The organism is Stenotrophomonas sp. YAU14D1_LEIMI4_1, from assembly GCF_003086815.1.
Classification (GTDB): Bacteria; Pseudomonadota; Gammaproteobacteria; order Xanthomonadales; family Xanthomonadaceae; genus Stenotrophomonas.
Window position 1 is genome coordinate 2,793,882 of record NZ_CP025997.1, and the last position, 25,992, is coordinate 2,819,873.

Genomic DNA, 25,992 nt, shown 5'->3' on the forward strand with positions numbered 1-25,992 from the left:
ATGCTCGACTGCTCTTCAGAAGCGCCAGTCGAGCATGGCTCGACCCTACAAGAGCCAGCAGTCGAGCATGGCTCGACGCTACAAACAAAAAACCCGGCCAAGGCCGGGTTTTTCGCATGACCACACAACGCTCTGGAATCAGTCGCCCTGCTGCTTCTGCAGGTGCTCCCAACGCTCCTGGGCGTCGATGGTGCGCTCGGCGGTCAGGCGCGCTTCCAGGCGCTCCAGGCCGATTTCTTCACCGGTATCCACGCAGTAGCCGTAGTCACCTGCTTCCAGGCGCTTGAGGGTGCTGTCGATCTTGCCGATCAGCTTGCGGTAGCGGTCACGGGTGCGCAGTTCCAGCGAGTTCTCGGTCTCGCGGGTTGCACGCTCGGCTTCGTCGCCGATGTCACGCACTTCCTCGCGCAGGTTCTCGATGGTCTGCTTGGATTCTTCCACTAGGTCGCCGCGCCAGTTCTGCAGGCGCTGACGGAAGTATTCCTGCTGCAGCGAGCTCATGTATTCCTCTTCCGAGGACGGCTTGTAGCCAGCCGGCAGGATCGGGCGGCCAGTGGCCTCGTCGGTCTTGTATTCGATGACCTTGTACTTGCTGCGCGGGGCCGGCGCCGCCGAACGGGCGGTCACAGCCACGGCAACCTTGCCGACGGGGCGCGACACGGTCTTCGGAGCGGTATCAGGATTCACGGCGGATTTCACGGCGGTCTTGGCAGGCGATTTCGAAACGGGCACGGGATTCTTGGATTGCGGGGCCTTCGATGCAACCGGGGCAGCGGCCGCAGCCGGCTTGGGGGCCGGAGGGGCAGCAACCACGGGGGCGGTCTTGGCCGGGACAGGCTTGGCCGGAGCAGGCTTTGCGGCAGGCTTCGGTGCGGACTTCACTACGGGGGCCGGGGCCGGCTTTGCAACCGGCTTGGCAACATTCTTTGCGGCCTTCTTTACAACGGCAGGTGCGGGCGCCGGTTTAGCGGCAGCCGCCTTTTTCGCGGCGGGCTTGGCAGCACCCTTGCTGGCCACCGGCTTCGGTGCCGGCTTGGGCGCGGCCTTCTTGGCAACCGGTTTGGGCGCCGGCTTGGCGGCAGCCTTCTTCACCGGAGCAGCCTTGGCAGCGGTCTTCTTCGCCACCGGGGCCTTCTTCGCCGCGGCCGCAGGCTTGGCCTTCGCCGGCGCTGCCTTCTTGGCCACGGCGGGTTTGGCGGCCTTGGCCGGGGTCTTCTTTGCGGTGGCCTTCCTGGCCGCCGGTTGCGATGACGCCGCCTTCGCTGCCGGCTTGCTGGCCGACTTCGGGGCAACGGGCTTGGCCGCCAACTTCTTCACAACAGGCTTGGCGGTTTTCTTGGCGGCCTTGACGGCCTTCTTTGCAGTTTTTTTAGCAGCCACGAAACGCTCTTCCTTGGATTCCCCGGGGCCCGGGAAAGCGGGCCTTTATAGCCTACCCGACCGGCAGCAGCAACCTTGGGGGCCTGCTCCATTCAGTCCTGGAGCCAGCGGGCCCAACGTGGCGGTCCGAACAACCTGGCCGCCCTGCGCGGTGCGGAACCTGGCCGGCACCTGCAAGGGTGCCAGCACCGGTCGCAGGCCATCGGCGACATGCGACCAACGGCCCATCCTGCACAAATGCGGCCTTCATGCCAACTGGCATAAGATGACTGGGTGATCTCGCGCCTGCTCATCGCCCTGCTGCGCTTCTACAAGCGCTTCATCAGCCCCCTGCTGGGGCCGCGCTGCCGTTTCGTGCCCAGTTGTTCTGAATACGCGATGGAGGCCATCGGCCGCCACGGCCCGCTGCGCGGCAGCTGGCTGGCCGCGCGCCGGCTGGGCCGCTGCCACCCCTTCCATCCCGGCGGCTTCGATCCAGTGCCCGAGTCTTCCCACGCCCCTTCTTGCCGTTGCACAGGAAAACACTGACATGTCCTCCACCCTCATCACCAATGCCCGCATGGTCAACGAAGGCCGCACCTTCGACGGCGACCTGCGCATCGAGAACGGCCGCATCGCGCAGATCGGCAGCGGGCTGAGCCCGCGCGACGGCGAACAGGTGGTGGACGCGGCGGGGCGCTGGCTGCTGCCCGGCATGATCGACGACCAGGTGCATTTCCGCGAACCGGGCCTGACCCACAAGGGCGACATCGCCAGCGAATCGGCGGCGGCCGTGGCCGGCGGCCTGACCAGCTTCATGGACATGCCCAACACCAACCCGCCCACGTTGGATTCGACCATCCTGGAGGCCAAGTACGAACTGGCCCGCGGCCGCGCCTGGGCCAACTACGGCTTCTACCACGGCGCCAGCAATGACAACCTGGAAGCAATCCGCGCACTGGACCCGAAGAAGGCGCCGGGCGTGAAGGTGTTCATGGGCGCATCCACCGGCAACATGCTGGTGGACGACCCGGACACGCTGGATGCGATCTTCCGCGAATGCCCGACCCCGATCATCACGCACTGCGAAGACACGCCGATGATCGATGCCAACCTGAAGGCGTTCCAGGAAAAGTACGGCGATGCGCTGACCCCGGACATGCACCCGGACATCCGCTCGCGCGAGGCCTGCATCAAGTCGACCCGCCTGGCCATGTCGCTGGCACGCAAGCACGGCACCCGCCTGCACGTGCTGCACATTTCCACCGCCGACGAACTGGCACTGTTCGAGAAGGGCCCGCTGATCCGTGCCGACGGCAGCCGCAAGCAGATCACCGCCGAAACCTGCGTGCACTTCCTGCACTTCGCGCGCCCGGATTACGCGACCAAGGGCAACCTGATCAAGTGCAACCCGGCCATCAAGGAAGTGTCCGACCGCGAGGCGATCACCGCCGCGCTGGCTGACGATGTGCTGGACGTGCTGGCCACCGACCACGCCCCGCATACCTGGGAAGAGAAGCAGAAGCCCTATGCGCAGGCGCCCTCGGGCCTGCCGCTGGTGCAATACGCCCTGGTGGCCGCACTGGAGCGCGTGCACGAAGGCAAGCTGACCCGCGAGCAGGTGGTGCAGAAGTTCGCCCACGCCCCGGCGCAGCTGTTCGACGTGGAAGAGCGCGGCTTCCTGCGCGAAGGCTACTTCGCCGACCTGGTGCTGGTGGAAGACGTGCCGTTCACCGTCAAGCGCGAGGACGTGCTGTCCAAGTGCGGCTGGTCGCCGTTTGAAGGCACCACCTTCCGTTCGCGCGTGGCCTCGACCTGGGTGAACGGCCAGCTGGTGTGGGACGGCAGCAAGCTGGTGGGCGAACCGGCCGGCCAGCGCATGACCTACGACCGCTGATGCGTCCGGCACTTCTGTTCGGGGCGCTGCTGCTGGCCGCGCCCCTGTTCAGCGCACCGCCGGCACAGGCGCAGGATGGCATCGGCAGCCTGATCGACAGCCGCGTGGTATTCCCGCCCAGCGCCTCGCAGGGCGCCATGGTGATCGGCAAGGTGCCGGCTGGCAGCCGCGTGCGCTACGCCGGCCGTGACCTGCGCGTAAGCAACTACGGCAGCGTGGTGTTCGGCATTGGCCGCGACGAGAAGGGCCCGCTGCAGGTGCAGGTGCAGCGCCCAGATGGCGGCAGCGAGACGGCCACGATCACCGTCACCCCACGCGACTGGCCGACCGAGCGCGTGAACGGCGTGCCGCCGAAGACGGTGAATCCGCCGCCGGCGATTGCCGAACGCATCAAGCGCGAACAGGCGCAGGTGACCGCGGCGCGCGCCCGCGATGACAACCGCACCGATTTCACCCAGACCTTCATCTGGCCGGTGCAGGGCCGCATCAGCGGTCGCTTCGGCAATGCCCGCGTGTACAACGGCCAGCCTGGCGCGGGCCATTCCGGCATGGATATAGCGGTGCCCACCGGCACCCCGGTCAAAGCACCGGCTGCCGGCGTGGTCACCTTCGCCGGCCCGGATCTGTACCTGACCGGCGGCACGCTGCTGATCGACCATGGCTACGGCATCAGCTCGAACTTCCTGCACTTGTCACGCATCGACGTGAAGGTGGGCGATCGTGTCGAGCAGGGCCAGGTGATTGCCGCCGTCGGCGCTACCGGCCGCGCCACCGGCCCGCACCTGCACTGGGGCATGAACTGGTTCGATACCCGCATCGACCCGTTGCTGGTGCTGGAACGCAAATAGCGCGCGCCACGCGCTTGGGTGGGGTCATATTCCGGTAGCGCCGGGCCATACCCGGCGAGCGCACTGCGCCTTGGTAGGTGCCGACCTTGGTCGGCACGATCCCCAGAGCGTGCGGACCAAGGTCCGCACCCACCAACAGCGATCAGCCGTGTGCGGACCAAGGTCGGCACCCGCAAGGAGCGATCAGCCGCGTGCGGCCCACCACACGCGCAGCAGCGTGCGTACCGGGGTGGCTTCGATCGGCTTGCCTGCGGCCTGCGCGGCCACGCGGGCGCGGGCCAGGCTGGACCAGATACGGCGCGGGCGCGGGCCCGGCACACGGGTGCCCCACCCCTTCAGCAGATGCTGCGCCCAGCGCTGGCTGGCCGTGCTGGCGTCCTCGTCCAGCAGGCTGCGCGGCACACCGGCCACGCCAGCGTCCTGCAGCCGCTGGGCCAGGGTCTGCAGCTGCACGGCACGGCCAGCACCCTTGCGCGGGGTGTCGTTGAACAGCACCGCTTCCACCGCAGCCACGGCGTCAGCGTAGTTGGCCAGCGCGCGCTCGGCGCCGGCAGCATCCAGCGCGACGGTACGTGCCTCGACCAGGTCCGGCAGGGCCTCGGCCAGCTGCGCCCACGGCGCACGCACCGGCTCCAGCAGGCGCCCCAGCGGATGGCGCGAGCGCTGCCCGGCCCAGCTGCGCAGCTCTTCGCCCCACCACGCCAGCTTGGCGTCGGCCGGCAGCGGGTCGCCACTGGTGTTGAGCATGTCGTCGAATTCCTGCAGCAGCGCGAACCACGCCACGGCCAGGTCACGTTGCGGCTCGGCCACGAACGGTGCGGCCACCGACCATTCCGGCCAGCGGCTGCGCCACTTGTCGAGGAAGCTTTCCAGCGCGGTACTGCTCACTACGTTGTTCCTTACGGCTGGGCCGGGGCTGCCGGCCGGGTCGGCCACAGACTGGCCAGTTGCAGAAGTTCGGCGTTTTCCACCAGCACGTCGGCCTGCCAGGCCAGCGGATCGTCGCTGTGCAGGCGGTAGCCCCACAGCGCCGCCACCGACGGCATGGCGGCCGCGCGCGCGGCGAGGATGTCGCGCTCGTCGTCGCCCACGTACACGCAGTCTTCGGCGGCAACGCCCATGGCCTGCGCGGCATGCAGCAGCGGCAGCGGGTGCGGCTTGCGTTCGGCCAGCGTATCGCCACCCACCAGCACCGCGCAGCGCTGCTGCCAGCCCTGCTGCGGCAGGACCAGGCGCGCCAGGTATTCCGGCTTGTTGGTGACGATGCCCCACACCGTGCCCGCCGCATCCAGCGCGGCCAGCATGCCGGCCACGCCGTCGAACAGCACCGCGTGCCGGCCGATCAGCGCCTCATAGCGCTGCAGGAATTCGGGAATCAATGCGTCACGCGCGGCGTCGTCCAGATCCGGGAAGGCGGCGCCGACCATGGCGCGCGACCCCTTGGACACCACCGGGCGCAGCTGCGCCGGGTCCACCGGCGCGCGGCCGCGTTCGGCCAGCATCGCATCGCAGGTGGCGACGAAGTCCGGCGCACTGTCCAGCAGGGTGCCATCCAGGTCGAACAGCACCGCGCGCGGGAACGATGCGCTGCTCATTCCGGCTTGACCGCGTAGGCCAGGTAGTTGATGTCGGTGCGGCTGCTCAGCCGGGCGTGGTTGCGCCACGGCTCGTAGGCCATGCCACTCACATCCACCAGCTGCACATCCGCCTCGCGCAGCCAGCGGGCCAGCTCGGCCGGCTTGATGAATTCCTGGTAGTGGTGGGTGCCCTTGGGCAGCAGCCGTGCCACGTACTCGGCGCCGACAATGGCCACCGCAAACGCGGCGGCAGTGCGGTTGATGGTGGACAGGAACAGGTGGCCGCCCGGCTTCAGCAGGCGCTTGCAGGCCTCGATGATCGCACCCGGATCCGGCACGTGCTCGAGCATTTCCATGCAGGTGACCACATCGAAGCTGCCGGGCTGTTCGGCGGCCAGGTCCTCGGCGGCCTGCACGCGGTAGTCCACCTTCGCGCCGCTTTCCAGCGCGTGCAGGCGGGCGACCTTCACCAGTTCCGGGGCAAGGTCGATGGCGGTTACCTCGGCGCCGGCCTGGGCCAGCGCCTCGCTCAGCAGGCCACCGCCGCAGCCGATGTCCAGCACGCGCGCGCCGCGCAGCGGCACGCGGTCGGCCACGTACTTCAGGCGCACCGGATTGAGCGCGTGCAGTGGCTTCTGCGGGCCGTCAGCATCCCACCAGCGGTTGGCGAGTGCGGCGAACTTGTCCAGCTCGGCCTGATCGAAATTGGAGGATGCGTGCGGGGCGGTCATGGGAAATCCTTGCGGCGCCGTCGGTCAGGCGCGGATATGGCGGATGCGCTCGCGCCACTGGCGCGCATTGGCGATGATGCCGGGCAGGTCCATGCCGACCAGCTCGCGCTGCACCAGCTTGGGCTTGCCGGCAATCCAGACGTCGCTGACCTGCTGGCGGCCGGTGGCGTACACCAGCTGCGACAGCACGTTGTGCAGCGGCTGGGTTTCCAGCGCGGACAGGTCAACGCAGACCAGGTCGGCCTGCTTGCCGACTTCGATCGAACCGATGCGCTCGCCGAAGCCCAGCGCGCGTGCGCCGCCCAGGGTCGAGGCGCGCAGCGTGGTGGCCGCGTCCAGCGCGGTGGCATCGTCGGCCACGGCCTTGGCCAGGATGGCCGCGGTGCGGTTCTCGCTGAACATGTCCAGGTCGTTGTTGCTGGCGCAGCCGTCGGTACCGATCGCCAGGTTCACCCCGGCGCGCTGCAGGGCGCAGGCCGGGCAGAAGCCCGACGCCAGCTTCAGGTTCGATTCCGGGCAGTGCACCACGCTGACGCCACGTTCGGCGCACAGGTGGATTTCCGCATCGGTCAGCTGGGTCATGTGCACCGCGATCAGGCGGTCGTTGACCAGGCCCAGGCGATCCAGCCGCGCCAGCGGGCGCTGGCCGTGCAGCTTGATCGAATCGGTGATTTCCTGCGCGGTTTCATGGGTGTGCAGGTGCACCTGCATGTCCAACTGGTCGGACAGCATGCGCACGCGCTCGAAATTGGCGTCGTTCACCGTGTACGGCGCATGCGGCGCGAACGCGGTGCCGATCAGCGGGTCGCTGCGCCACTGGTCGTGCAGCTCACCGGCCTTGGCGAAGTACTCGTCATCGGTCTTGGCCCAGGCGGTGGGGAAATCGATGATGACCGCACCGACCAGCGCGCGGAAACCGTGCTTCTTGTAGACCGCGGCCTGCACGTCACCGAAGAAATAGTTTTCGTTGGCACAGGTGGTGCCACCGCGCAGCATCTCGGCAATGGCCAGAGTGGTGCCGTCGGCCACGAATTCGGGCCCGATCACCGCCGCTTCCACCGGCCAGATGTGCTGCTGCAGCCAGGTCATCAACGGCAGATCGTCGGCCACGCCGCGCAGCAGGGTCATCGGGTTGTGCGTATGCGCGTTCACCAGCCCCGGCATCAGCGCCGCCTCGGGACGGCTGACCACCTGCGCGGCGCGGAAGCGCGCGCGGGCCTCGGCACGCGGCAGAATGGCAACGATTTCGCTGCCACGCACGGCCACGGCATGGTCTTCCAGCACCACCGCATGCGGCTCGATCGGAACGACATGACCGGCTTCGATGAGCAGGTCGCAGGCTTCGGGGAGGTGCGGGCTATCGCTCATGCGGGCTCACTTGGCTGTGGGGGAACGTGATGGCAGGGGCGCGCCTGGCGGGAGGCGGTAGCGCCGGGCCATGCCCGGCGGCTGTCCGCTGCGGCGCCATGGGCGCCAGCAACGGGTCCGGGCGGTGCCCGGAACGCCGAGCATGGCTCGGCTCTACAGGTAATCCGGCTGCGCCGGATTACTTGACGCGCGAGGAGTATTCGCCCGAGCGGGTATCAACCTTGATGATTTCATCCTGGTTGACGAACAGCGGCACGCGCACCACGGCACCGGTTTCCAGGGTGGCCGGCTTGCCGCCGCCGCCCGAGGTGTCACCACGCACGCCCGGATCGGTTTCGGTGATCTTCAGTTCAACGAAGTTCGGCGGCTGCACGAAGATCGGCGCACCGTTGAACAGGGTCACGATGCAGGCTTCTTCGCCCTTCAGCCACTTTTCGGCGCCGCCCATGCCGGCCTTGTCGGCCTGCACCTGCTCGAAGGTTTCCGGGTCCATGAAGTGCCAGTACTCGCCATCGCTGTACATGTAGTTCATGTCGGTGTCGACAACGTCGGCCACTTCCAGGTCGTCGGTCGCCTTCATGGTCAGTTCCACCACGCGGCCGGAACGGATGAAGCGGTACTTCACGCGGGTGAAGGCCTGGCCCTTGCCCGGCTTCACATACTCGGTATCCGTGATGACCGCCGGTTCGTTGTTGACCAGGATCTTCATCCCGTTCTTGACGTCATTCATGCCCACAGTGGCCATGCTCAAGCTCCTCAAATGGCAAAACCGCCGCGGGTGCGGCGAGCCGGATAGAATGGAAAGCCCACCGGAACCCCGGTGGGCAACTGATTTATGCCCCCATGATAACCGCAGGCCCCCTCTCCATGCAGCTTTCCGCCTTCCCCCGGCCCCAGTCTCCGGGCGCGCCCGCACGCTGGCAGCAGCTCTGGCGGCAGGCACTGCGTGACCCGCAGCAGCTGCTGGCCCAGCTGGGCCTGGACCCGGCGGCGCTGGGGGTTTCCGAAGCGGCCATGGCGCAGTTCGCGCTGCGCGTGCCGCAGGGGTTCGTCGCCCGCATGCGCCACGGCGATGCCAGCGACCCGCTGCTGCGCCAAGTGCTGCCGATCGATGCGGAAATGCAGGTGGTCCCCGGGTTCAGCTTCGATGCGGTGGGCGATGGCGCGGCCAAGAAGGCCACCGGGGTCATCCAGAAGTACCGTGGCCGTGCCCTGCTGGTGGCCACCGGCAGCTGCGCGATCAACTGTCGCTACTGCTTCCGCCGGCACTTCGACTATGGCGCGGAAAACGCGGCCAAGGGCGGCTGGCAGGAGGCGGTGCAGGCCATTGCCGACGATGCGGACATCGACGAGATGATCCTGTCCGGCGGCGACCCGCTGTCGTTGGCCACTCACAAGCTGGTGGAACTGACCGACGCGCTGCGGCAGATTCCGCACGTGCGCCGCCTGCGCATCCACACCCGCCTGCCCATCGTGCTGCCCGAGCGCGTGGACGATGAACTGCTGGCCTGGCTGGGCAGCCTGCCCTGGCCGCTGGCGATTGTGGTTCACGCCAACCATGCCAACGAGTTCGATGCCAACGTCGACGGCGCCATGGCGCGCCTGCGCGGCACCGGTGCGCAGCTGCTGAACCAGGCGGTGCTGCTGCGCGGGGTGAACGACAGCGTGCAGGCCCTGCAGGACCTGAGCGAACGCAGCTTCGCCGCCGGCGTGCTGCCGTACTACCTGCACCAGCTGGACCGGGTGGAAGGCGTGGCCCACTTCGAAGTGGACGATGTGCAGGCCAAGGCGCTGGTGGCCGGCCTGACCGCGCGGCTGTCCGGTTACCTGGTGCCGAAGCTGGTGCGGGAACTGCCGGGCGACCCGAGCAAGCGCCCGGTGTAAGGCCATGGCCGGGGTCAGAGCCCTTTTCCTGCGAAAAGGGATCTGACCCCTGGACAACGGGTTGTCAAAGCCCCGATTCGATCATCCGCACCACTTCGGTGGCGGTCACCGGGTGGCTCAAGCGGTAACCCTGGCCCAGGTCGCAGCCGCGCTGGGCCAGCAGCTCGAACTGCGCTTCCTGCTCGATGCCTTCGGCCACCACGGTGATGCCCAGTGCATGGGCCATGGCGATGATCGCCGTGGTCAGGGCCAGGTCATCCGGGTCGCGCTGCATGTCGGCCACGAAGCTCTTGTCGATCTTCACGCCATCCACCGGCACCTGGCGCAGGTGGCTGAGGCCGGAGAAGCCGGTACCGAAGTCGTCCAGCCACACCTTTACGCCGGTGCGGTGCAGCTTGTCCAGCAGCTGTGCGGCAACCATTTCATCGCCGATCACCGCCGTTTCGGTCAGCTCCAGGTGCAGGCGTGAAGCCGGCAAGCCGGATTCGTGCAGGCACTGCGCCACCAGCGCGGGCAGTTCACCGCCGCGCAACTGCCGCGGCGACACGTTCACCGACACGAACAGTTCATCGCCGGCCGCGCCGCGCGGCCACTGCGAGGCCTCCATGCAGGCGGCGCGCAGCACCTTCGGCCCGATGATCTCGATCAGCCCACTCTGCTCGGCCACTTCAATGAACACCGACGGCGGAATGGTTCCCAGCGTGGGATGCTGCCAGCGCAGCAGCACTTCCACGCCCACCAGGCGGCGATCGCGCATGCGGAAGATCGGCTGGTAGGCCAGGCGCAGCTCGCCGCGCTCCCAGGCGCCGCGCAGTTCCTGTTCCATGTGCACGCGGCGTTCGACCGCGTGGTCCATGGCCCGGCTGTAGTAACGGAAGCAGTTCTTGCCGGCCATCTTGGCCTGGTACATGGCGATGTCGCCGTTCTTCAGCAGCGTGGTTGCATCGGCGGCATCGTCGGGGAACAGGGTCACACCGATGGAGGTGCCCAGGAACAGCTCGCGGCCCTGCACCACCAGCGGCTTGCCCAGCTCGCGCACCAGCACTTCGGCCAGCAGGCGGGCATTGGCCGCCACGTCACCGTCGCCGACCAGGATCACGAACTCGTCGCCACCGAACCGCGCCAGCAAGGCTTCGTCACCGCCGGCTTCGGCCACCGCGCTGGAAATGCGCTGGGCGAACTGCAGCAGCGCCTCGTCACCGGCCTCATGGCCGAGGGTGTCGTTCACCCGCTTGAAGTCATCGATGTCGGCAAACAGCAGCCCCAGGCGGTGCCCGGACGCGCGCGCCGCCATCAGGCGGTGGTCCAGTGCTTCGCGGAAGGCCAGCCGGTTGGTCAGCCCGGTCAGCGCATCGGTATAGGCCATGTGCCGCACTTCGCGGTCATGGCGGGCAATGGCATCGCGCATGCGGGCGAAGCCGCGCACCAGCTCACCCACCTCGTCGTCGCGGGTGTTTTCGGCCAGCGGCGCCTGGTAATCACCGGCTTCGATACGGCGTGCCGCCGCAGCCAGCTCGCGGATGGGCGTGACCAGCGTGCGCTGCACGTACATGATCACCACCACCCCGATCACCACCAGCAGGCCCAGCATCAGCAGCAGCCAGCCCAGGTGGCGGCTGCCGACCTGCTGCAGGCGCTGGCCCAGGGTGGCGTTGGCGGCCACTTCGCGCTCATGCACCTCGTCCAGCGCCATGCCGACGCGCACGCCGCCGATACGCTGCTTGCCCACGGTGATCGGCATGGCGTTGTCCAGCACGGTGGGCGACTGCTGCACCACCAGGGTCTGTGCCTTCACCGCGCCACGGGCCAGCGGGTCGTCCATTTCGCGGCCGAAGCCGGCCACGTCCAGCGAGCCGTCGTGCACCAGGCGCCCGCGCTCGTCGAACACCAGCACATAGCGCACCACCGGCTGCCGCGCCGTGCCGCGCACCAGCGCACCAACCTGGTCCAGGTCGTTGTAGTACAGCGGGTTGGCCAATGAATCGGACAGTTCACGCGCCAGCGCCTCGCCGCGGCTGCGCACGCTGCGATCGAACAGCTCGTGGATCACCCCGCCGCTGAGGCTCTTCACCTCGCTCTGCATCGATGCCTGACGCCCCAGCAGGACGGCCAGGATCGCGATCACCACCAGCATTGCCCCGCCCATGGCGAGCAGGAATCGGGCCTGCATCCCGGAGCCGAGCCATTTCATTCAACTTCCATCCGCACGCGCGTCAACCCTTGTTTCAATTCATCCAGCCGCTGCTGCGCATGCGCATCGACGCGGTGGAAACCGGAAGTACCAAAAAATCGCTGCAATGCCACCTGCGCACGTGGATCGGACGCCGCCTGCAGCAGCACCTGCTGCAGCCGCTCGCGCACCCGCGGGTCCAGGTCGCCACGCACCACTTCCACCGCGCGCGGGTAAGGTTCGGTGCGCAGCAGCACGCGGAAGTCGCGGCGGAACGCTGCCGGCACCCGCGCCTCATCGTCCCAGTCCACGCTGCTGACCGCACCACCATCTACCAGCCCCTTGTGCACGAAGGTGGCCACGTTCAGCTCGCTGCGCGCAAACACATAGCCCACCGCGTCCGGCCCGGGCACATCCCAGTTGCCGGCCAGGATCTGCGGCGTCACCCCGCGCTCAAGCAGGGTCATCACCGGCACCAGGTAGGCGCTGGTGGACGCGGTGTTCTGCAGGGCCAGGCGATGCCCGCGCAGGTCTTCCACTCGTTGCAGCGCGCTGTCGCGGCGCACGAAGAACACCGTGTGGTACTCGCGCACGCCGCTGCGCTCGGTCAGCAGCAGCGGTTGCGCACCACTGCGCAGGCCCAGCGCCACGGCAGTCCCGGCCGTCTCCGTGACCCAGTCGACCCGGCCGCGGCGCAGGTAGCTGGCCATCTGCTGCGGATCGCGCGCCATCAGGATCCGTCCTTCGCGGATGCCCACGTCGTGCATGCGGGCCACGACGTAGTCCAGCAGCGGCTGCAGCTGTTCGTAATGTGCCTTCGGGTTGTCGCTGATCCGCCCCAGCACCAGCACCGGGTCGGGCGCCGGCGCAGCATGCGCCATCCCGGCCAACAGCACCCAGGCCAGGCTCAGCAGTCCCCCCTGCATTGCCTTCCGCAGACCCGACAGCACGATTCATCCCCCAGGTAATCGCGACAGACTACCTGAAAAAATGAGAACTTCGTCAGCCTTGCGAATCCTTCGGCTGCGCCAGCCGGGCCATGCGCTGGGCGTCGGCCAGAATGCCGCGCAGCAGGCGCACTTCCTGCTCGCTGGGCTCGGCGCGCAGGAACAGGCGGCGCAGCTTGCGCATGGCCGACTCGGGCGCCCGCCCCTTGTGGAAATCGATCTCATCCAGGGTCTGCCCCAGCTGGCCGAAGAAGCTCTCCAGCTGTTCATGGCTGGCCGCCTGTTCGCGCAGGCCTTCTTCAGCCCGTACCACCGGCTGCTGGGCCAGCAGGCGCATGCGCGTTTCATAGGCCAGCACCTGCACCGCCGCGGCCAGGTTGAGCGAACTGAACGCCGGGTCGGACGGAATATGCACGGCGGCGTGGCACAGCTGCAGCTCTTCGTTGGTCAGGCCGGTGCGCTCGCGGCCGAACACCAGCGCCACCTCAGCGCCCTGCCCGGCCTTGTCCACCGCACGGGCGGCGGCATCAACCGGCAGGAACTCCTCCAGCTGCACCCGGCGCGCGCGGGCCGTGCAGCCCAACACCAGGGTGCAGTCGGCCACGGCCTCGGCCAGGGTGGACACCACGGGCGCGTCGCCCAGCACGTCTTCGGCACCGGCCGAGCGGCGGAAGGCCTCCTCGTCCAGCGGCTTTTCGGGGGCGACCAGCACCAGCCGGGCCAGGCCCATGGTCTTCAGGGCACGCGCGGCGGCCCCCATGTTGCCGGGGTGCTGGGTGCCTACAAGGACGAAACGGATGCGGGTGGCGGCGGGAAACTGGGACATGAACAGGGAAAAGGTCGAGCTGGACGAAGACCAATGGTAAACTGTGCGGCCGGCCACTGCGCCGGACCCGCTCTTTTCCCCCGCCAGCCCTTCTCTTCTGCCTTTCCGGGAGCCCACGCCATGCAGAAACCCGCCGTCACCGTCATGGTCAAGGCCGCCCGCCTCGCCGGCAACGTCCTGTTGCGCAACATCAACAAGCTCGAGGCGCTGAATGTGGTGCAGAAGGGCCGCATGGACTACGCCAGCGAAGTCGATGCCGATGCGGAAAAGGTGATCGTCAAGGAACTCAAGCGCGCCTACCCCGACTACGGCATCTTCGGTGAAGAAGGTGGCGTGCAGGGCGAGCGTCGCCAGATGTGGGTCATCGACCCGCTCGACGGCACCAGCAACTACCTGCGCGGCGTGCCGCACTACTGCGTGTCCATCGCCCTGGTGGAAAACGGCGAACCGACCGACGCGGTGATCTTCGACCCGCTGCGCAATGAACTGTTCACCGCCAGCCGTGGTGCCGGCGCCGTGCTCAACGACCGTCGCATCCGTGTGGCCGACCGCAAGGACCTGGAAGGCACCATGATCCACACCGGCTTCGCGCCGCGTGAGCGCAGCCGCGCCAGCGCACAGCTGAAGGCGCTGGACGCACTGCTGGTGCATGCCGAAGACGTGCGCCGCACCGGTTCGGCCGCGCTGGACCTGGCCTACGTGGCCTGCGGCCGCGCCGATGCCTACTTCGAAGCCGGCGTGAAGGCCTGGGACGTGGCCGCTGGCCTGCTGCTGGTGCGCGAAGCCGGCGGCAAGGTGTGCGACTTCAAGGGCGCCACCCTGGCCCGCATGGACAACCGCGGCCCGGACACCCACCAGATCGTGGCCGGCAACCTGAAGGTGGCCGAAGCCCTGCAGAAGGTGCTGGTAAACACCGCCTACGCCGCCGAGTTCGACGCCAAGTTCTGAGCGGCGCATCGCAGCGGCGCATCGAAACGGCACCCGGGAGGGTGCCGTTTTTGTTTGCGTAGACTGCGATGCATCACGGTTCTCCATGCTGCCAGGTACGGGCGGCTGTGGCTTTTGACCTTGACGTGGGTCCGCCTTGTAGCGAGCCGAGCACCGCAGGGGAACCAGGGGCGAAGAGGCGCGGGTGTCTGAGCGCAGCGAGTTCCGCGCCGTCCCCTGGGTCACCGAGGAGCGCAGGGAAACGTCGTGCGCAGCACGACGGCTCGCGGATGGCGGCGTGTTCCTTTGGTTACTTTCTTTGCACGAGCAAAGAAAGTGACACCTCTCCGCAGGCGCGGAAATGATCCGCCGGGCATGACCCGGCACTACCGACGCATACATTGCCGCAAACAAGAACGCCCGGCGCGGGGCCAGGCGTTCCTGCACTACCTTGAAAGCCGAGACTTACGCCACCGTCGAAGCCCGCAGCGCGGCAATGCGCTCTTCCAGCGGCGGGTGGCTCATGAACAGCTTCTTGGCGCTCGAGCCGGCAATGCCGAAGGCGGCGATCTGGCTGGGCAGCGTGCTCTGGCCATGGTTCAGCTGCAGGCGCTCCAGCGCGGCAATCATCTTCTGGCGACCGGCCAGCGATGCACCACCGGCGTCGGCACGGAATTCGCGATGGCGCGAGAACCACATCGAGATCATGGTGGCGAACAGGCCGAACACCATCTCCAGCACGAACACGATGATGTAGTACGCAAAGCCACGGCCGCCGCCTTCGCGGTTACCCGACAGCGCACTGTCGATCACACCACCGACCACGCGGGCCAGCACGATCACGAAGGTGTTCAGCACGCCCTGCAGCAACGCCATGGTGATCATGTCACCGTTGGCCACGTGGGCGATCTCGTGGCCCAGCACGGCCTCGGCCTCGTCTTCGCTCATGTTGTGCAGCAGGCCGGTGGATACGGCCACCAGCGCGTTGTTGCGGTTCGCGCCGGTGGCGAACGCATTGATTTCCGGGCCGTCATACACGGCCACTTCCGGCATGCCGATGCCGGCGGCCTTGGCCTGGCGTTCAACGGTGGCCAGCAGCCAGCGCTCGGTCGGGTTGCGCGGCTCGGTGATCACCACCGCGCCGGTGGAACGCTTGGCCATCCACTTGGACAGCAGCAGCGAAATGAAGGAGCCGCCGAAGCCGAAGATCGCGGCCATCACCAGCAGGCCGCTCATCTGGCTGGGATTGACCCCCAGCAGCGACATCACGATGCTGGCCAGGATAAGCACGGCAAAGTTCGTGGCTAGAAAGAGTGCGATGCGGGTGAACATGGGAAATTCCGGCTCGGAAGGGGTCGATATCTGCCAATTTGCGGTGCAGTCAGCTTGAATTCAAGCGCCAACCTGACCGACGATTCAGCCAGCATGACCTCCCCCATTCCCTGCGGCCGCTTTGCGCCCTCGCCCACCGGCCTGCTGCACCCCGGTTCCCTGCTTGCCGCCTTCGGCAGTTGGCTGCTCGCGCGCCACGCCGGCGGCCTGTGGCGGCTGCGCATTGAAGACGTGGATCCGCCGCGCACGGTGCCTGGTGCGGCGCAGGCGCAGTTGCGCACCCTGGCCGATTTCGGCCTGGCCCACGATGGCCCGGTGCTCTGGCAGAGCGAGCGCAACTCCGTCTACCAGGCCGCGCTGGATGTGCTGCTGGCCAGCGACCTGGCCTTCGTCTGCCACTGCAGCCGCAGCGACCTGGCGGCCAGCGGCGGCATCCACCACCGCTGCGTGGCCCGCTCACCGCGACCGGACCCGGCCGTCCGCTTCCGGGTGCCGCCGGGCAGCATGGTCCGCTTCGTCGACGGCCTGCGCGGCCCGCAGCAGCAGGACGTACACGCCGAGGTTGGCGATTTCGTGCTGCGCCGCGCCGATGGCTGCTGGGCCTACCAGCTGGCGGTGGTGGTGGACGATGCCGCGCAGGGCGTGACCGAGGTGGTGCGCGGCGCCGACCTGCTCGATTCCACCGCGCGCCAGATCCTGCTGCAGCAGGCCCTGGGCCTGGCCGTGCCGCGCTACTGGCACCTGCCGCTGCTGCTGGATACGCCGGGCCACAAGCTGTCCAAATCGCTGGCGGCCCTGCCGGTGGACAGCGCGCGGCCGCTGCCGGTCCTGCGCCAGCTGTGGGCGTTGCTGGGGCAACCGCCGGCGGCCCTGGACGACTGCGAAGACCTGCCCGCGCTGCTGCAGGCCGCCCGGCACGCCTTCGATCCGGCGCGCCTGCCACGGCAGGACATCCTGCTGGCCGACGGCGCACTTTCCGCGCCGATGTTGCAGAATCCCCCTTCCCCCACCTGAAACCCGGACAGCATTCCATGACATCTCGCGTCGCACTGGTCACCGGCGGAACCGGCGGCATCGGTACCGCCATCTGCCAACGCCTGGCCGACCAGGGCCACCGGGTCGCCACCAACTACCGCGACGAAGCCAAGGCCCGCGCCTGGCAGCAGGCCATGACTGCGCGCGGCTACAACGTGTCGATCTTCCCCGGCGATGTCTCCGACCCGGCCAGCGCCGAGGCCATGGTGCGCGCGGTGGAAGCCGAACTGGGCCCGGTCGAGATCCTGGTCAACAACGCCGGCATCACCCGCGACACCACCTTCCATCGCATGCGTGCCGAGCAGTGGCACGATGTGATCAACACCAACCTCAATTCGGTGTTCAACGTCACCCGCCCGGTGATCGAAGGCATGCGCCGCCGCGGCTGGGGCCGGGTCATCCAGATCAGCTCGATCAACGGCCTGAAGGGCCAGTATGGCCAGGCCAACTACGCCGCGGCCAAGGCCGGCATGCACGGCTTCACCATCTCGCTCGCTCGCGAGAACGCCGGCTTCGGCATCACCGTCAACACCATTTCGCCGGGCTACGTAGCCACCGACATGGTGATGGCCGTGCCCGAAGAGGTGCGCGCCAAGATCATTGCCGACATTCCCACCGGGCGCCTGGGCAAGCCGGAAGAAATCGCCTATGGCGTGTCGTTCCTGGTGGCCGACGAGGCAGCCTGGATCACCGGCAGCAACCTGGATATCAACGGCGGCCACCACATGGGCTGGTAAGCCGCGCAACCCGGGCGGCCGCGCCGCTCCGGGGCGGTCGCGCCGCGCTCATGCTGCGCAGCACGCAAACCCTTGCTGCGCAACATGATCGGCGTGCAAAGCCAAGCCCGGCGGGGGCTGGGGCGGTTGCCAAGGCTTGTGCACTGCGCCATGCTGCACATCTACTGTGACGAGTACCGCTTCATGGCTGCGACCCGCATCATCAAGAAGTATCCGAATCGTCGTCTGTACGACACCGAGATTTCCAGCTACATCACCATCGAAGACGTGCGCCAGCTGATCCTGGATGGCGAGGATTTCGAGGTCCGCGACGCCAAGAGCGGCGACGACCTGACCCGCTCGGTGCTGCTGCAGATCATTGCCGACCAGGAACAGGACGGCGAACCGATGCTGTCCACCCAGCTGCTGAGCCAGCTGATCCGCTTCTATGGCGATTCGCTGCAGGGCTTCATGGGCAACTACCTGGAACGCAGCATGCAGGTCTTCCTGGACCAGCAGCAGCAGTTCCGCCAGCAGATGGGCAATCTGCTGGGGCAGACCCCGTGGGCGATGATGAACCAGCTGACCGAACGCAACCTGGAGCTGTGGCAGGAGTTCCAGCGCAACATGGGCGCCGGCTTCGGCGGCCCTCGCCCGGGCGGCACCGGTACCGGTACCGGCAGCAAGCCGAACGAGGGCGGTGCCAGCACCGGCACCGGCACCGGCGGCAAGACCCGGCGCTGAGTCCGGTCATCGGCTGCAACGAAAACGGCGCGCCCCTGGCGCGCCGTTTTTTGTTGCAGCCGTCGTTACCGCGGCATCCATGCGTGGCGTAGATCTACCGCTTGCACCCTGTGCACACGCGCTCGACCTTGTAGCCCTTGGCCTTCAGCTTTTCCACCACCCCATCGCTGCCCAGCAGGTGCAGCCCGCCCACCACCACCAGGGTGCCACCCTGCCCGGCCTGCAGGTACGGCACCAGCTTGGGCACCCAGGCGTCGTTGCGGCCGGTGTTGATGCGCTGGTAGAGCTGCGGGTACTGCTGGCGCATCTCCACGGCCATCTTGTTCCACAGCAGGCGCTCATCGCCACGGCGCCAGGCATCGTGCAGCTGGCGCGCCTGCGCATCGCCCTTGGCCACCTCGTCCAGCGCCTCGGCCAGCATCTGCCGCTGTTCGGTGGCGCTCATGCCGTCCAGCATGCTGATCTGGGTATCGATGTCTTCCAGGCCCGCGGTCCTGCGCCCGGTCTTCTGCGCGCGCTCCATGAAATGGCGGTCCAGGCCCAGCGCCGGGTCCAAGCCCATCTTCTGCATCTGCCCGACCGAAATGGTCAGGCCCACGAACCAGGCCTTCATGCCCTGCAACTGCGCCAGCGGCAGGTTGTTGCTGGCGGCAAACGCCTGCAGCTTCTGCCAGTTCGCCTTGTCCAGGTCACGCTTGAGCTCGCTGCCGTCGGTGCGGGTGGCAGCCTGCACCATGCGGCTGGCCAGCTGCGGCGATTGCATGTCTTCCGGCGACAGTTCGAACACCACGCGCTGCGAGGCGTCGAAGGCCTTTTCAACATCGGCCGACAGCGGATAGTCCTGCGCGGTCAGCAGGTGGAACGAGCCGAGCAGGTACAGGCGCGCATCACCGGCGCCGGTCACCTTCCACAGCAGCGGTACCGGCGGCTTGCTGGCGCCGCTCTCGGCAGGCGCACCGCGCGCGGCCGCCAGGGGCGCAACGGCACAGGCCAGCAACAGTGCAGCACTTCGCAACAGGGTTCTGATCGACATGGTCAGCCCTCTCCCGGGGGCAGGTGGTAGGCCTTCTCGCCCGCATCCACGCGCAGGTCCATCCGGTTTTCCGGCGGCGACAGCGGACAGGTCGCGAAGGCGGTGAAGGCACAGGGCGGGTTGTAGGCGTGGTTGAAGTCCAGGGTCAGGCTGCCGTCCGCGGCCGGCGCGGCGGTGTCCAGGTAGCGACCGGCCGGATAGCTGCCATGGCCACTGGTGCGGTCGGCGAAGATCAGGAACAGGGGCTGGCCAGGTTCACCGATGGCTTCCAGGCGCCATTGCCGTCCATCACGCTCGAACTCCACCGCCCCTGCATTGGGCATGTCGGTGGTCAGGCCGGTGATGTCGACGATGGGCAGGGTCTTGCCCGCAGGGTGGGCGATGAACCGCGCCGGCACCTGCCACTGGGTACCGCCCGGCCAGTACTGCAGGCCGGCAAAATCGCGCCGGGCCGCCGCATCGGCGTGCTTCACCCGCAGCGCGTCACGCGGGCCACGGCGGATCAGGCTCAACTGGCCCTTGCCGCCATCGAAGGCCAGCAGCGTGGGCTGCGCGTCCTTGTCGGTGCCCATGCGGATCCGCCCCCGCACCGGCTGTCCCTCGTGGGTCACGTCGGTGCCGGCTTCGGGGGTGAACCACCATTGACTGCCTTCACGACGCAGCAGGCCCAGCTTGGCCGGGCCCACCGCCAGGCGGATGCCACTGGTGGCACCGCTACCGATGAAGTGCGATTTGTTCTGCAGCCAGTGCAGGCCCACCAGCGCGGTCCAGCCATCGGGCCGCACCAGATCCTGGTAGCGCTGCACACGCCACTGCTGCTGTTGCGCGGCGAAGGCCGGATCTTCGGTCTGTGCCGGCACCGGCGCAGGGGCCGGACTGCAGGCTGCCAGCGCCAGGGCGACCAGCAGGCCGCCCGCTCCCCAGTAACGCATCGATGCTCCCCTCAACGTGACGCGGCTCAGCGGCCGCGCAGGAACCAGCGGTCGATCTCCGCCAGCGAAAAACGCGCCCAGGTCGGCCGACCGTGGTTGCACTGGCCGGACCGCTCGGTGATCTCCATGTCGCGCAGCAGCGCGTTCATTTCCGGCACGGTCAGGCGACGGTTGGCGCGCACCGCGCCGTGGCAGGCCATGGTCGACAGCAGTTCGTCACGCGCACTGGCAATGCGCCGGCTCTGGCCGTGCTCGCGCAGATCGGTCAGCACGTCGCGCAGCAGGCCCTCCGGCTCGGCATTGGCCAGCAGCGCCGGAATGCTGCGCACATGCAGCGCGCCCGGGCCGGCACGGGTCACTTCAAACCCCAGCGCGGCCAGCGTTTCCGCTTCGGTTTCGGCGGTATCGGCCTCGCGCTCGCCGACGGCCAGGGTGATCGGCACCAGCAACGGCTGCGACTGCAGGCCGATGCCATCGTGCGCGTTCTTCAGCCGTTCGTAGCCGATGCGCTCGTGGGCGGCATGCATGTCCACCACGATCAGGCCTTCGGCGTTCTCGGCCAGAATGTAGATGCCATGCAACTGGGCGATGGCGTAGCCCAGCGGCGGCACGCCGGCATCGGCGCTGGTTACCGGCAGGCCGTTCTCGCTCGGCATGGGCGGCAGCGCGCCGCTGCGCTCACCGGCACCGGTGCTGGCGTACAGCGCGGCGTAGGCGGCCGGCGCATCGGCCACCTGCAGGCCCAGCGGCTGCTGCGGGCGCCAGCCGGAGAAACCACCACCGCCGCCGCCCGAACCGAGCGCGGGCCCGCGCACCAGGCCAAAGCCCGACGCCCCGGCACTGGACTGCACCGGCGCACCCGCGGCGTCCACGGGGTGGGCCGCACCGGCACCGATCTCCTGCGCGGACACACCGGCGCGGGTATCGGCCAGCGCGTCCTTCAGTGTGCGGTAGACGAAATCGTGCACCAGCCGCGAATCACGAAAGCGCACTTCGTGCTTGGCCGGATGCACGTTCACGTCCACCCGGGTCGGGTCCAGCTCCAGGAACAGCACATACGCCGGCTGGCGGCCGTGATACAGCACATCGCCGTAGGCCATCTTCACCGCGTGCGCCACGCTGCGGTCGCGCACCGAACGGCCGTTCACGTACAGATACTGCTGGTCGGCACTGGCCCGCGAATAATGCGGCTGGGCGATCCAGCCGTGCAGGCGCAGGCCGGCACCGCTGTGGTCCACGCGCACCGCCTGGGTGGCGAAATCCTCGCCCAGCGTTTCCGCCAACCGCGTATCGGAGTACAGATCACCCGGCTTGTAGCGCCGTGATGCCTTGCCGTTGTGCGACACGCGCAGCTCGACATCGGGCCGTGCCAGCGCCAGCGAACGCAGCCACTCTTCGATATGGCCCAGTTCGGTGCGCTCGGCGCGCAGGAACTTGCGCCGTGCCGGCACGTTGTAGAACAGCTCGCGCACTTCCACCGTGGTGCCCGGCGCATGCGCGCGCGGGGTCACTTCACCGATCTTGCCGCCTTCGATCTGCAGCGCCGAACCGTGTTCGTCATGCGCGCGGCGCGAGGCCAGGGTGAAGCGGCTGACCGAGGCGATCGACGGCAGCGCTTCGCCGCGGAAGCCCAGCGTGGCCACCGATTCCAGATCGTCCAGATCAGCGATCTTGCTGGTCGCGTGCCGCGATACCGCCAGCGGCAACTGTTCCGGCGCGATGCCGCTGCCGTTGTCGCGGATGCGGATCAGGCGCACGCCGCCCTCTTCCAGATCGATGTCGACGCGGCTGGCGCCGGCATCGATGGCGTTCTCGACCAGCTCCTTCACGACCGACGCAGGGCGTTCGACCACTTCGCCGGCGGCGATCTGGTTGATCAGGATTTCCGGCAACGGCCGGATCGGGCGCGGATGAGCATCAGACTTCATGCAGCGATGATAGCGGAGCCGCCATGGGTAGAGTCGAGCCATGCTCGACTAACGGGTTGCCGGTAAGGTCCAGTCGAGCGCGGCTCGACTCTACAGAAAGCAGAAACCCGCCTTCGGCGGGTTACTTGCTGCCGCCGGCCATGGTGGCCGCGGCGTCGATCTCGGCCTGGGCACGGGCGGCGTACAGCGTGCCCGGCGGCGGCTGGCGGCTGAAGAAGGTGTGCACGCCATCCAGCACGGCGCCGGCAACCTTGCGCTGGTACGCCGGGTCGATCAGGCGGCGCTCTTCGTCCGGGTTGGAGATGAAGGCCGTTTCCACCAGCATGGCCGGCATGTCCGAGGTGCGCAGCACCGCGAAGTTGGCCCGCTCGATGTTCGGCTTGTGGTTGTTGCCGATCCGCTTCAACCCGCCCAGCACGTGCCCGGCCGCGTCTTCGGATGCCTTCATGTAACCACTCTGGGCCAGGTCCAGCAGCACGTTGGCCAGGGTGCCTTCGGTCTGCTGCAGGCGCACGCCGCCGACCAGGTCGGCCGCGTTTTCCTTGTCTGCCAGCCAACGCGCACGCTGCGAGGACGCGCCCTTGGTGGACAGCACGTACACCGACGAACCGGTGGCCGAGCGGTTTTCCGCGGCGTCGGCGTGGATCGAGATGAAAATGTCGGCCTTGTTCGCACGCGCCTTCTGCGCACGCATCGGCAGCGGGATGAAGACGTCGCTGTCGCGGGTCAGGAAGGCCTTCAGGCCCGGCGTTGCGTTGACCTGGCGCGCCAGTTCACGCGCAACCGCCAAGGTCACGTCCTTCTCGCGCTTGCCGGTCGGGCCGATCGCGCCCGGATCCTGGCCACCGTGCCCCGGATCGATCGCCACCACCAGATGGCGCATACCGGGCTGCATGCGGATACGCGAGGCATCGCTGGGCATGGCCGGGCGCGGCGCCTCGGTGGGGGCTGCGGGCGTCGGCGCCGGTGCGGCCGGCGTACTGACCACGGCGCGGGTCGGCTGCCCGGCCAGAATGGCGGCCGGGGAACCGGCAGGCGGTGTACTGGCGGCCACGGTGCCCGCTGCAGCTACCTGTGCCGGAGTGGTCGTGGGTGCGGGCGCCGGTGCCACCGGAGCCGCCGCGCTGGCGCTGGCCTGCTGCTGCACCTGCGCGGTCAGCAGCGCGGTAGCGCGGGCGGCATCACCGCGAGTCTGCGCGCTCTGCGCCGCCGGCGTGGGCGCGGGCGCCGGGCTGGCAACGGGGGGCTGCGCGGCCGGCGCACTGGCAACCGGTGCCGCGCCGTCACCGGGCCACTCGATCACCAGCTTGGATTCATTGCCTTCACGCTGCATCTGCGGGCGGAACGGCGCCACCGATTCGGCCAGGTCGAAGACCACGCGGAACGTGCCGGGCACCGGCTGACCGGTACGCACAGCCGTAACCACGCCCTGTGCGGCCGGCATCTTCAGGTTGCGCACCGCGCTGGAATCGGGGAAATCGACCACCAGCCGGTTCGGCGAGGACAGCGACAGGGTCTTGTAGCCGCCACTGCCAACCAGCGCGATCTCGGCGCGGGTGCCGGTCGAACCGGTGTTCAGCACCACCTGGCGAACCTCGCCCGCCCACGCAGCCGCGCTCGTCAGACCCAGTCCGACGGCGGCACAGATGGCGATGAGACGGTTCCCCAGGCGCATGGCTCAGGATTCAATCACCGCGCTGAATGGAATGCAACACCTTTTTCCTTAATAATCCGTAACCTGCCGATGTTTGTTCTCGTCAGGCGACAGAAATGGCCTGCAAGTCGCCCCCATCGGGGAGCCGATCCAGCCATTCCCGGCCTGCGTCGCTGACGCCAGTGAGACGGACGCGCCGGCCATGGCCTTCGATGTCCAGCGCCACCACCAGGTCGGTAGGCGGCAGCGCACCGGCGCCACGTTCGGGCCATTCCACCAGCCACAGCACCGCACTTCCCTCGTCCAATCCCAGGAAATCCAGCTCGCCGGCCTGGCCGATGCGATACAGGTCCAGGTGCCAGGCCTCGCCACCGCTGGCCAGCGGATAGCGCTCGACCAGGGTGTAGGTCGGGCTGCGGATGGCCCCTTGCACGCCCAGCGCACGCAGCAGCGCACGGGCGGTAGTGGATTTGCCAGCGCCCAGGTCGCCACGCAGTTCAACCACCGCCTGCGGCGGACGGGTCGCGGCCAGCCACTGGCCCAGCAGTTCGGTGGCCTCGGGATCTGCAAGGAAGAATTCAGTCATCGGGGGTGTTCCGGGTTGGCCAGCCGCCGCAGGGGCGCCAGCAGATCAGTAGGAAGCAGGCCGCGCGCACCATCGGCCACAGCGGCATCGCCGGCCAGGGCGTGCAGGAGCGCGCCAGCGGCCGCCGCGTCGAAGGCGGACAGCCCCTGCGCGCGCAGGCTGGCAATGATGCCGGTCAGCAGGTCGCCCATGCCACCCACGGCCATGCCGGGGTTGCCCGCGGCGATCAGGCGCGGCGCCTGCCCCGGCGCAGCAACAATGCTGCCGGCGCCCTTCAGCACCACCACCGCGTGATAGCGCTGCGCCAGTGCCTGCGCACTGCCGGCACGGTCGGCCTGGATGGCGGCAGTAGTGGTTTCCAGCAGGCGGGCTGCCTCGCCGGGGTGCGGGGTCAGGATGGCATCGGCAATGCTGTGCGGGTCCTGGGCCAGCAGGTTCAGGGCGTCAGCGTCGATCACCAGCGGCTTGCCGCAGGCCGTTACCCGCGTAAACAGCGCGCGCGCCCAGTCGTCCTGGCCCAGGCCCGGACCGATCGCCACCACGCCGGCCCGGCCCAGCAGCGCCGGCAGCGCGTCACCGTCTTCCAGCGCATGGGCCATGGCTTCGGGCAGACGGGCCAGCAACGGGCCGACGTGATCGCGACGGGTGCCGATGCTCAACAAGCCCGCACCCGCGCGCAGGGCGGCTTCGGCCGCCAGGGCGATGGCGCCGCCACTGCCATGGTTACCGCCCACGCACAGGACGTGGCCCGATTCCCCCTTGTGCGTGTTGGCCCGCCGCGGCGGCAGCAGCGCCGCCAGGCGATCAGCCGTCCAGCATTCAGCGGCCGCTTCCACGCCCTGCCACGCCGCTTTGGGCAGTTGCAGCGCCGCCAGGGCGTGTTCGCCCACATGCTCCAGTGCGTTGCCGGTATACAGGCCGCGATGTGCCACGATGAACTGCAGCGTCAGCGTGGCATGCACCGCGACACCGGGCACGCTGCCGCGGTCGGCGTCGACGCCGCTGGGCACATCCAGCGCCAGCACCGGTGAGCCCTGCGCGTTCAACGCGCCGATCAGCGCCTTGGCCACGCCTTCCGGCGCACGGTCGAAGCCCAGGCCGAACAGGGCATCCACCCAGACATCGGCGTCGGGCAGCGTTCCGTCGAACTCGGTCAGCGCGCCCCCGACGGACTTGAAATCCGACGCGGCGCGGCGTGCCAGCGGGGTGCCCGGCGGTCTGCCCGGCTGGGTCAGCACGCTCACCCGGCGCCCGGCCAGCTGCGCGTGGCGGGCCAGCACCAGGCCATCGCCGCCATTGTTGCCACTGCCCACCACCACGCCCACGTGCAGCGCCTGCGGCCAGTACCGCAACAGACGCTGCCACGCGGCCAGCCCGGCCTGGGCCATCAGCTCCCAGCCGCCATCGCCGGCGAGCGCCGACGCCTGCGCATCGAGCGCACGCGCGGCAGCGGAATCGAACAGATCGGCAAGGTTGGCCATGCGGAGATTTTATACTG

General features: G+C 68.4%; 24 protein-coding genes. 8 read left to right on the forward strand and 16 right to left on the reverse strand.

From position 1 onward, the window contains the following. Positions 1–138 precede the first annotated feature (138 nt). Positions 139–1,380, reverse strand: coding sequence for an RNA polymerase-binding protein DksA (gene dksA / locus C1932_RS13085; RefSeq protein ID WP_108762468.1), 1,242 nt, complete (start codon positions 1,378–1,380; stop codon positions 139–141). Between the two features lie 273 nt (positions 1,381–1,653). Here dksA and yidD point away from each other — a divergent pair, with 273 nt between their 5' ends. From yidD to C1932_RS13100, 3 genes are read left to right on the forward strand one after another with little or no spacing between them, the layout of a single operon-like run. Continuing rightward, positions 1,654–1,908 (forward strand): membrane protein insertion efficiency factor YidD, encoded by a 255-nt coding sequence (gene yidD, locus C1932_RS13090; protein WP_108750139.1) that lies wholly within the window; start codon positions 1,654–1,656, stop codon positions 1,906–1,908. Between the two features lies 1 nt (position 1,909). After that, on the forward strand, positions 1,910–3,256 hold the full coding sequence (locus C1932_RS13095; RefSeq protein ID WP_108762469.1) for a dihydroorotase: 1,347 nt from the start codon (positions 1,910–1,912) through the stop codon (positions 3,254–3,256). Then, positions 3,256–4,104 carry a M23 family metallopeptidase gene (locus C1932_RS13100; protein ID WP_199911964.1) on the forward strand — a complete coding sequence of 283 codons (849 nt, stop codon included), beginning with the start codon at positions 3,256–3,258 and terminating at the stop codon, positions 4,102–4,104. Before C1932_RS13095 ends, C1932_RS13100 begins: the two co-directional genes overlap by 1 nt. 183 nt (positions 4,105–4,287) lie before the next feature. On the opposite strand, the gene C1932_RS13105 is transcribed toward C1932_RS13100, so the two are convergent. From C1932_RS13105 to efp, 5 genes are all read right to left on the reverse strand, one after another. Next, on the reverse strand, positions 4,288–4,992 hold the full coding sequence (locus C1932_RS13105; protein ID WP_108762471.1) for a squalene/phytoene synthase family protein: 705 nt from the start codon (positions 4,990–4,992) through the stop codon (positions 4,288–4,290). Positions 4,993–5,003: 11 nt separating this feature from the next. Next, positions 5,004–5,699 (reverse strand): phosphoglycolate phosphatase, encoded by a 696-nt coding sequence (locus tag C1932_RS13110; RefSeq protein WP_108753635.1) that lies wholly within the window; start codon positions 5,697–5,699, stop codon positions 5,004–5,006. Then, positions 5,696–6,412 carry a bifunctional 2-polyprenyl-6-hydroxyphenol methylase/3-demethylubiquinol 3-O-methyltransferase UbiG gene (gene ubiG, locus C1932_RS13115; protein ID WP_108762472.1) on the reverse strand — a complete coding sequence of 239 codons (717 nt, stop codon included), beginning with the start codon at positions 6,410–6,412 and terminating at the stop codon, positions 5,696–5,698. The genes C1932_RS13110 and ubiG overlap by 4 nt, the downstream gene beginning before the upstream one ends. A gap of 24 nt (positions 6,413–6,436) precedes the next feature. Then, positions 6,437–7,780, reverse strand: coding sequence for a TRZ/ATZ family hydrolase (locus tag C1932_RS13120; protein WP_108762473.1), 1,344 nt, complete (start codon positions 7,778–7,780; stop codon positions 6,437–6,439). A 178-nt stretch (positions 7,781–7,958) separates the two neighbouring features. Beyond that, a complete protein-coding gene (gene efp / locus C1932_RS13125; protein ID WP_108750146.1) occupies positions 7,959–8,525 on the reverse strand; it encodes an elongation factor P in 567 nt (188 codons plus the stop codon). Between the two features lie 98 nt (positions 8,526–8,623). Here efp and epmB point away from each other — a divergent pair, with 98 nt between their 5' ends. Continuing rightward, positions 8,624–9,664, forward strand: a complete 1,041-nt coding sequence (gene epmB / locus C1932_RS13130) for an EF-P beta-lysylation protein EpmB (protein WP_108762474.1) — start codon at positions 8,624–8,626, stop codon at positions 9,662–9,664. 64 nt (positions 9,665–9,728) lie between these two features. Here epmB and C1932_RS13135 read toward each other — a convergent pair whose 3' ends face one another. The 3 genes from C1932_RS13135 to C1932_RS13145 form a co-directional block, all read right to left on the reverse strand. After that, positions 9,729–11,855: an EAL domain-containing protein gene (locus C1932_RS13135; protein WP_108753639.1), complete on the reverse strand. Its 2,127-nt coding sequence runs from the start codon at positions 11,853–11,855 to the stop codon at positions 9,729–9,731. Then, entirely contained in the window at positions 11,852–12,760 is a 909-nt protein-coding gene (locus C1932_RS13140; RefSeq protein ID WP_108762475.1) for a phosphate/phosphite/phosphonate ABC transporter substrate-binding protein, read from the reverse strand. The genes C1932_RS13135 and C1932_RS13140 overlap by 4 nt, the downstream gene beginning before the upstream one ends. Before the next feature lie 76 nt (positions 12,761–12,836). Continuing rightward, the gene (locus tag C1932_RS13145; protein WP_108762476.1) at positions 12,837–13,607 is read right to left on the reverse strand and encodes an RNA methyltransferase; all 771 of its coding nucleotides are present in this window, start codon (positions 13,605–13,607) and stop codon (positions 12,837–12,839) included. A 120-nt stretch (positions 13,608–13,727) separates the two neighbouring features. Here C1932_RS13145 and C1932_RS13150 point away from each other — a divergent pair, with 120 nt between their 5' ends. Further along, positions 13,728–14,555, forward strand: a complete 828-nt coding sequence (locus C1932_RS13150; protein ID WP_108762477.1) for an inositol monophosphatase family protein — start codon at positions 13,728–13,730, stop codon at positions 14,553–14,555. Positions 14,556–14,999: 444 nt separating this feature from the next. Here the strand turns inward: C1932_RS13150 and htpX are convergent, their stop codons facing one another. Beyond that, positions 15,000–15,866, reverse strand: a complete 867-nt coding sequence (htpX, locus tag C1932_RS13155) for a protease HtpX (protein ID WP_108762478.1) — start codon at positions 15,864–15,866, stop codon at positions 15,000–15,002. A 93-nt stretch (positions 15,867–15,959) separates the two neighbouring features. Between htpX and gluQRS the strand changes: the two genes are divergently transcribed. From gluQRS to phaR, 3 genes are all read left to right on the forward strand, one after another. Beyond that, the gene (gene gluQRS, locus C1932_RS13160; protein WP_108762479.1) at positions 15,960–16,880 is read left to right on the forward strand and encodes a tRNA glutamyl-Q(34) synthetase GluQRS; all 921 of its coding nucleotides are present in this window, start codon (positions 15,960–15,962) and stop codon (positions 16,878–16,880) included. 17 nt (positions 16,881–16,897) lie between these two features. Continuing rightward, positions 16,898–17,638, forward strand: coding sequence for a beta-ketoacyl-ACP reductase (locus C1932_RS13165; protein ID WP_108753644.1), 741 nt, complete (start codon positions 16,898–16,900; stop codon positions 17,636–17,638). 183 nt (positions 17,639–17,821) lie between these two features. Continuing rightward, entirely contained in the window at positions 17,822–18,361 is a 540-nt protein-coding gene (phaR, locus tag C1932_RS13170; protein WP_108754841.1) for a polyhydroxyalkanoate synthesis repressor PhaR, read from the forward strand. A 94-nt stretch (positions 18,362–18,455) separates the two neighbouring features. Here phaR and C1932_RS13175 read toward each other — a convergent pair whose 3' ends face one another. The 6 genes from C1932_RS13175 to C1932_RS13200 form a co-directional block, all read right to left on the reverse strand. Beyond that, positions 18,456–19,394, reverse strand: a complete 939-nt coding sequence (locus C1932_RS13175; protein ID WP_108762480.1) for a TraB/GumN family protein — start codon at positions 19,392–19,394, stop codon at positions 18,456–18,458. 2 nt (positions 19,395–19,396) lie between these two features. Beyond that, entirely contained in the window at positions 19,397–20,326 is a 930-nt protein-coding gene (locus C1932_RS13180) for a DUF1684 domain-containing protein (protein WP_108762481.1), read from the reverse strand. 26 nt (positions 20,327–20,352) lie between these two features. Continuing rightward, positions 20,353–22,254, reverse strand: coding sequence for a DNA mismatch repair endonuclease MutL (gene mutL / locus C1932_RS13185; protein ID WP_108762482.1), 1,902 nt, complete (start codon positions 22,252–22,254; stop codon positions 20,353–20,355). A 121-nt stretch (positions 22,255–22,375) separates the two neighbouring features. Beyond that, positions 22,376–23,929 carry an N-acetylmuramoyl-L-alanine amidase gene (locus tag C1932_RS13190; protein ID WP_108762483.1) on the reverse strand — a complete coding sequence of 518 codons (1,554 nt, stop codon included), beginning with the start codon at positions 23,927–23,929 and terminating at the stop codon, positions 22,376–22,378. Between the two features lie 82 nt (positions 23,930–24,011). Beyond that, complete coding sequence (tsaE, locus tag C1932_RS13195) at positions 24,012–24,494, reverse strand: tRNA (adenosine(37)-N6)-threonylcarbamoyltransferase complex ATPase subunit type 1 TsaE (protein WP_108762484.1); 483 nt, start codon at positions 24,492–24,494, stop codon at positions 24,012–24,014. After that, positions 24,491–25,975 (reverse strand): NAD(P)H-hydrate dehydratase, encoded by a 1,485-nt coding sequence (locus C1932_RS13200; protein ID WP_108762485.1) that lies wholly within the window; start codon positions 25,973–25,975, stop codon positions 24,491–24,493. The genes tsaE and C1932_RS13200 overlap by 4 nt, the downstream gene beginning before the upstream one ends. Positions 25,976–25,992: the final 17 nt, after the last annotated feature.

Coding starts and splice junctions, on each gene's coding strand:
- ubiG (WP_108762472.1), bottom strand. CDS start 6,412: ATGACCGCCCCGCACGCATCCTCCAATTTCGATCAGGCCGAGCTGGAC.
- C1932_RS13110 (WP_108753635.1), bottom strand. CDS start 5,699: ATGAGCAGCGCATCGTTCCCGCGCGCGGTGCTGTTCGACCTGGATGGC.
- C1932_RS13175 (WP_108762480.1), bottom strand. CDS start 19,394: ATGTCGATCAGAACCCTGTTGCGAAGTGCTGCACTGTTGCTGGCCTGT.
- phaR (WP_108754841.1), top strand. CDS start 17,822: ATGGCTGCGACCCGCATCATCAAGAAGTATCCGAATCGTCGTCTGTAC.
- C1932_RS13150 (WP_108762477.1), top strand. CDS start 13,728: ATGCAGAAACCCGCCGTCACCGTCATGGTCAAGGCCGCCCGCCTCGCC.
- C1932_RS13140 (WP_108762475.1), bottom strand. CDS start 12,760: ATGCAGGGGGGACTGCTGAGCCTGGCCTGGGTGCTGTTGGCCGGGATG.
- gluQRS (WP_108762479.1), top strand. CDS start 15,960: ATGACCTCCCCCATTCCCTGCGGCCGCTTTGCGCCCTCGCCCACCGGC.
- tsaE (WP_108762484.1), bottom strand. CDS start 24,494: ATGACTGAATTCTTCCTTGCAGATCCCGAGGCCACCGAACTGCTGGGC.
- C1932_RS13165 (WP_108753644.1), top strand. CDS start 16,898: ATGACATCTCGCGTCGCACTGGTCACCGGCGGAACCGGCGGCATCGGT.
- C1932_RS13145 (WP_108762476.1), bottom strand. CDS start 13,607: ATGTCCCAGTTTCCCGCCGCCACCCGCATCCGTTTCGTCCTTGTAGGC.
- C1932_RS13190 (WP_108762483.1), bottom strand. CDS start 23,929: ATGCGCCTGGGGAACCGTCTCATCGCCATCTGTGCCGCCGTCGGACTG.
- mutL (WP_108762482.1), bottom strand. CDS start 22,254: ATGAAGTCTGATGCTCATCCGCGCCCGATCCGGCCGTTGCCGGAAATC.
- C1932_RS13135 (WP_108753639.1), bottom strand. CDS start 11,855: ATGAAATGGCTCGGCTCCGGGATGCAGGCCCGATTCCTGCTCGCCATG.
- htpX (WP_108762478.1), bottom strand. CDS start 15,866: ATGTTCACCCGCATCGCACTCTTTCTAGCCACGAACTTTGCCGTGCTT.
- C1932_RS13100 (WP_199911964.1), top strand. CDS start 3,256: ATGCGTCCGGCACTTCTGTTCGGGGCGCTGCTGCTGGCCGCGCCCCTG.
- C1932_RS13120 (WP_108762473.1), bottom strand. CDS start 7,780: ATGAGCGATAGCCCGCACCTCCCCGAAGCCTGCGACCTGCTCATCGAA.
- C1932_RS13095 (WP_108762469.1), top strand. CDS start 1,910: ATGTCCTCCACCCTCATCACCAATGCCCGCATGGTCAACGAAGGCCGC.
- C1932_RS13200 (WP_108762485.1), bottom strand. CDS start 25,975: ATGGCCAACCTTGCCGATCTGTTCGATTCCGCTGCCGCGCGTGCGCTC.
- epmB (WP_108762474.1), top strand. CDS start 8,624: ATGATAACCGCAGGCCCCCTCTCCATGCAGCTTTCCGCCTTCCCCCGG.
- efp (WP_108750146.1), bottom strand. CDS start 8,525: ATGGCCACTGTGGGCATGAATGACGTCAAGAACGGGATGAAGATCCTG.
- C1932_RS13180 (WP_108762481.1), bottom strand. CDS start 20,326: ATGCGTTACTGGGGAGCGGGCGGCCTGCTGGTCGCCCTGGCGCTGGCA.